5 protein-coding genes are annotated in these 4,952 nt (G+C 58.2%); all 5 read left to right on the top strand.

Translation table 11 applies throughout. The features are described 5' to 3' along the window. Positions 1–612 (top strand): histidine phosphatase family protein (locus tag WCA53_RS13195; RefSeq protein WP_423910623.1); only part of this gene is annotated, 612 nt, incomplete at its 5' end. Positions 613–633: 21 nt separating this feature from the next. Then, complete coding sequence (locus tag WCA53_RS13190; RefSeq protein WP_423910620.1) at positions 634–1,650, top strand: phosphotransferase; 1,017 nt, start codon at positions 634–636, stop codon at positions 1,648–1,650. A gap of 43 nt (positions 1,651–1,693) precedes the next feature. Next, entirely contained in the window at positions 1,694–2,458 is a 765-nt protein-coding gene (locus WCA53_RS13185) for an SDR family oxidoreductase (protein WP_423910617.1), read from the top strand. Positions 2,459–2,526: 68 nt separating this feature from the next. Beyond that, on the top strand, positions 2,527–3,771 hold the full coding sequence (locus WCA53_RS13180) for an acyl-CoA dehydrogenase family protein (protein ID WP_423910614.1): 1,245 nt from the start codon (positions 2,527–2,529) through the stop codon (positions 3,769–3,771). A 544-nt stretch (positions 3,772–4,315) separates the two neighbouring features. Next, positions 4,316–4,952 (top strand): porin (locus WCA53_RS13175; RefSeq protein WP_423910609.1); only part of this gene is annotated, 637 nt, incomplete at its 3' end.

Below are 4,952 nucleotides of genomic sequence, written 5' to 3'. Positions count from 1 at the left end.
CTATCACCTTCCGGTCGTACCCAATCACGTTGGCTGGGCGAGTACTTCGCGCAGGCGAAATTGCGGTTCGATCGGGTTGTCATCGGCACGATGCAGCGGCACAGGCAAACCGCCGATGCCATTCTCGATGCAATGGCTGGCCCGCAAGTCGAGATCGCGCAAGACGCGGGCTTGAACGAATACGATTTCCAGGCATTGTTCGCAGCCCTCGGCGAGGAGGGCCTGCCGCAAGGGTTATCGCTCTCAAGTTCCAAGAAGGATTTTTACAAGGCACTTAGGCACGCGCTGCAACTCTGGGCCGATGACCGCTTGCCAGGCAGCGTTCCGGAGACATGGCAGCAGTTCCAGACGCGTGTCCAGCGTGCGCGCAGCGACATCCAGCGCTCTGGCGGCAGAAGGGTCCTGGTGGTGAGTTCGGGTGGCCCGATCGCGGTCACTACCCAACAGGTCCTGCAGGCGCCTGCTGCGACCGCGATTGCACTGAACATGCAGATTCGAAACAGCAGCGTTTGCCAATATGTCTTTAACGACAGCGCGATGTCACTAGTCAGCTTCAATTCAGTGCCTCATCTCGAACGTGCCGAGAGGCATGAATTTGTCACCTACGGCTGACCTTAACCCGGTATCTACATTATGAATGCCAGCCTTCAATTCAATATCGAAGATCTCACGCGTTATCTGACGGTGCACGTGCCCGGGTTTCAAGGGCCGGTGTCCGTCGAAAAATTTCCCGGCGGACAATCCAATCCGACGTTTCTTTTGAAGGCGCAAAGCGGGAGCTACGTGCTGAGGCGTCAACCTCCCGGCGCACTGCTCAAATCCGCCCATGCCGTTGATCGTGAGTTTCGCGTGCTCTCGGCGCTTGGCCGAACACCGGTCCCGGTCGCCCGTGCGTATCACCTTTGCGAGGACCGTGACGTTATCGGCAGCCTGTTTTACGTCATGAGCTATGAAGACGGGCGAATCTTCTGGAATCCGGCGCTGCCCGAAGTGCCTGTGCATGAGCGCGGTTTCATCTTCGACGCAGTGCTCGCCACGATGGCGGCTCTCCACGACGTGGATATCGACGAAGTCGGCTTGTCGGACTACGGCCGCCCGGGCAACTATTTCGCGCGTCAAATCGACATCTGGACCAAGCAATATCGCGCCGCGCAAACCGACACATTGGAGGCGATGGAGTCGCTGATCGAGTGGCTGCCTGCCCACTGTCCCAAGGAAACCGGAAAGCCTTCGCTGGTGCACGGAGACTTCCGTATCGACAACCTCATTTTCATGCGCGATGTGCCGCAGGTTCGCGCTGTTCTCGACTGGGAGCTTTCCACGCTCGGTAATCCCCTTGCTGACATCGCGTACTTCTGCATGTGTTTGCGACTTCCGCCGGGTAGCCATATCGCCGGACTCGAGGGCCTGGATCGAGGGGCGTTGGGGGTGCCGGAGGAGGCAGCAATTATTGAGCGGTATTGCGAGCTTCGGGGGATCCCGTCGATTGAGAACTGGAATTTTTACCTGGCGTTCAGTTTCTTCCGGCTCGCCGCTATCGCACAGGGCGTGAAGAAGCGAGCCTTGAGGGGTAACGCATCGAATGAAAAGGCGCGACAGGTGGGGGAGATGGCTGGTGTGCTGGCGAAGATGGGCGTTGACTCGATCTGAAGACAGGCAGGAAAGCGGAATCTAAACATATTGGAGACTGATTGTGACTACTAAGTTATTTGATTTGAAGGGAAAGATTGCTTTGGTTACTGGCGCGAGCCGGGGTATCGGTGAGGAGATCGCCAAACTACTGGCCGAGCAGGGCGCTCACGTGATTGTCTCGAGCCGAAAGCTTGCTGATTGCGAATCCGTCGCTCGTGAAATCAATGAGGCGGGTGGAAGCGCTGAAGCGCAACCGTGCCATGTCGGGCGTGTCGAGGACATTCTCGCGATCTTCCAGAATATTCGTGCACAGCATGGTCGTCTGGACATCCTCGTCAACAACGCGGCGACCAATCCGTATTATGGCCATATTCTCGACACCGATCTGGCGTCCTTCGAAAAGACGGTGGAAGTCAATTTGCGCGGTTACTTCTTCATGTCCGTGGAGGCGGGCAAGTTGATGCGGGAGAACGGCGGCGGTGCGATCGTCAACACGGCTTCGGTCAATGCATTGCAGCCTGGCGACAGGCAGGGCATCTACTCGATCACGAAAGCCGCCGTTGTCAACATGACGCGGGCATTCGCGAAGGAGTGCGGGCCGTTGGGGATTCGCGTGAATGCGTTGCTCCCCGGATTGACCAAGACCCGCTTCGCGGGAGCATTGTTCCAGGATCAGGGCACATACGATAGCTGGATGTCGCGCATCCCGCTGCGGCGCCACGCGGAACCTCGTGAGATGGCGGGTACCGTGCTTTACCTGGTGTCCGACGCTGCGAGCTATACCAATGGAGAGTGCATCGTCGTCGACGGTGGACTGACGATTTAGTCAAGCGGTCGAGGCGCGCTGTTAGCCGCCGCCTCGACGAAATTAATCAGAGTGTGGAGGAGTACAAAATGGATTTTGCATATAGCCAGAAAGTCGAAACGTTGCGCACCCAGCTGCGTACGTTCATGGACACTCACATCGTGCCGCGCATCCGGCAATGGCACGACGAAGTGAGTGCGGGTCAATATCCTGTTTCCTTTATGGAGACCTTGAAGGAGAAGGCGCGCGACGAGGGCCTCTGGAACCTCTTCCTCGCGCATCTGCGCGAAGACGAACCCGGTACCCGCCTGACCAATCTCGAGTACGCGCCCCTGGCTGAAATAATGGGGCGGGTGTCGTGGGCGTCGGAAGTGTTCAACTGCAATGCGCCGGATACGGGCAATATGGAACTGCTCCATATGTTTGCCACGCCCGCTCAGCGCGAGCAGTGGCTCAAGCCTCTTCTAGACGGCAAGATCCGCTCCGCGTTCGCGATGACCGAACCGGCTGTGGCTTCCTCGGACGCAACCAATATCACGACGTCGATTCGACGTGATGGTGATGACTATGTCATCGACGGCCGGAAGTGGTTCATCACGAATGCGTCACACCCGAATTGCACGTTCTATATCGTAATGGGCAAAACGGATCCGGACGCACCGGCCCACCGTCAGCAGAGCATGATTCTCGTGCCTCGCGATACCCCTGGCATCAAGGTGATCCGCAATATCTCGGTGATCAATCATGTGGCGCCGGAAGGCCACTGCGAGATCGAGTTCAAGGGCGTGCGCGTACCTCAGACGAATCTCCTCGGTGAAGAGGGCAGCGGCTTTGCGCTCGCGCAGGCGCGCCTTGGGCCGGGACGCATTCACCACTGCATGCGTTCAATCGGCGCCGCGGAGCTCGCGCTCGAGTTGATGGTGGAACGGGCCCAGGCACGCACGGCATTCGGCAGGACGCTCTATGAGCAGGGGTCCGTTGCCGAATGGATCGCGAAGTCGCGAATCGAAATCGATCAAGCGAGGCTGTTTGTTCTCAAAGCCGCGTGGATGATCGACAACGTGGGTGCGAAGGAGGCGCGCAAGGAGATCTCGATGATCAAGGCGCTCGTACCGGGTGTTCACACCGCCGTTTGCGAGCGCGCAATCCAGGTGTTCGGCGCGATGGGGCTGAGCCCCGATACGCCATTGGCCGATAGCTGGACGTGGGGCCGTGCGTTGCGATTTGCAGACGGTCCGGACGAGGTTCACTTGCAGAGCATTGCGCGCATGGAAATCAAGGCGAAGCCCTACGAGCCGGGGAAGAAAAATCCCTACCTGATGGCGTCGGTGTAAGGCATCGCGTGAGTTTCAAAGCATGACCTTGCTTGGGGGAGCCTTGGGTTTCCGGCGTGCCGTCACATCCCCCCAAGCAGGGACCGCGTTTCCTCCGACGGCTCTGCGGTGAGTAGGCTTTCAAAGGTGTCCATCAAGCTGGGCACGCGTCCGCAGGTCGACGTGCCGCACATCGCGGTAGCGATCCGCTTGCCGGTGGCGTCAGAACCACGCATATAGGGTTATCCCCGTGGGCCTCGTCAACGCGATGGAATAAGGCGTGCCGCGGCGGTCGATGCGTTCGCAACACAAAATGTAAGTTTTCTGGCAGTTGTCGTTCATGTTTCCGGGCAACGTGTCGTTGTGTGCACAACGTCTTGATCGAAGTCAGTGCCGTCAGAAGACGAAGTTTTCGTCGGACGGGCAGGTTGATCAGGTCGTCCCGGTCCAGTGAGTCACGCAATAAGGAGGGGTCGGGTGTTCGTACCCGAGGGGCAATAAACATGTCGTAGCTGTGACCAACATCTTTCGTAGTACGACATAATCATAATACTGGAGTTTGTAGATGAGCAAGGTAAGGAGACTACCCGGAAAATGCCGGCATCGACGCAAGGCCGGCCTGTTGGCCGCCGTCGTGTCTACTGCGACGCTGTACTCCGTCTCAGCAGCCGCGCAGTCGACGGTAACGCTTTTCGGCCTCGTCGATGAGGGAATTCGCTACACGACCCATGCGGATACGCAAGGCGATTCTCGCGTGCAGGTCGCCAACGGCGCAAGCGAAAGCCTTTGGGGATTCAAGGGAACGGAAGACATTGGTGGCGGAACGAGGGTCGTATTCCAGCTCGAGAATCGCTTCTTCCCGAACTCCGGGGAGACCGATCCCGCTTATCCGTTCTTCAATACGGCATTTGTTGGCCTGCAGTCGAGCAGTTACGGAAAGCTGACAATGGGCCGCCAGATCAACCCATTGTCCGACGCGGTTCTCAGCGCCTACATCACGAATCCGTGGCTGCCGACCTTCTACCAGTTTCGGCCGGAAGTCATGATGGCTCAGGGCGTGTGGACCAGCAACATGGTCAAATACGCGGCGCACTGGCAATACCTCACGGCTGAGGTGTCGTATGCGTTTGGTGGCAATGCAGGCGCATTTGGTTCGGGAAGCCAGATTGGGGCATCGATTCTCTATTTGCCCGGCGCACCCT

It is taken from the genome of Caballeronia sp. (assembly GCF_049581465.1).
Lineage (GTDB): Bacteria > Pseudomonadota > Gammaproteobacteria > Burkholderiales > Burkholderiaceae > Caballeronia.
This window is presented reverse-complemented; position numbering and strand designations above follow the sequence as displayed.

Coding starts and splice junctions, on each gene's coding strand:
- WCA53_RS13190 (WP_423910620.1), top strand. CDS start 634: ATGAATGCCAGCCTTCAATTCAATATCGAAGATCTCACGCGTTATCTG.
- WCA53_RS13180 (WP_423910614.1), top strand. CDS start 2,527: ATGGATTTTGCATATAGCCAGAAAGTCGAAACGTTGCGCACCCAGCTG.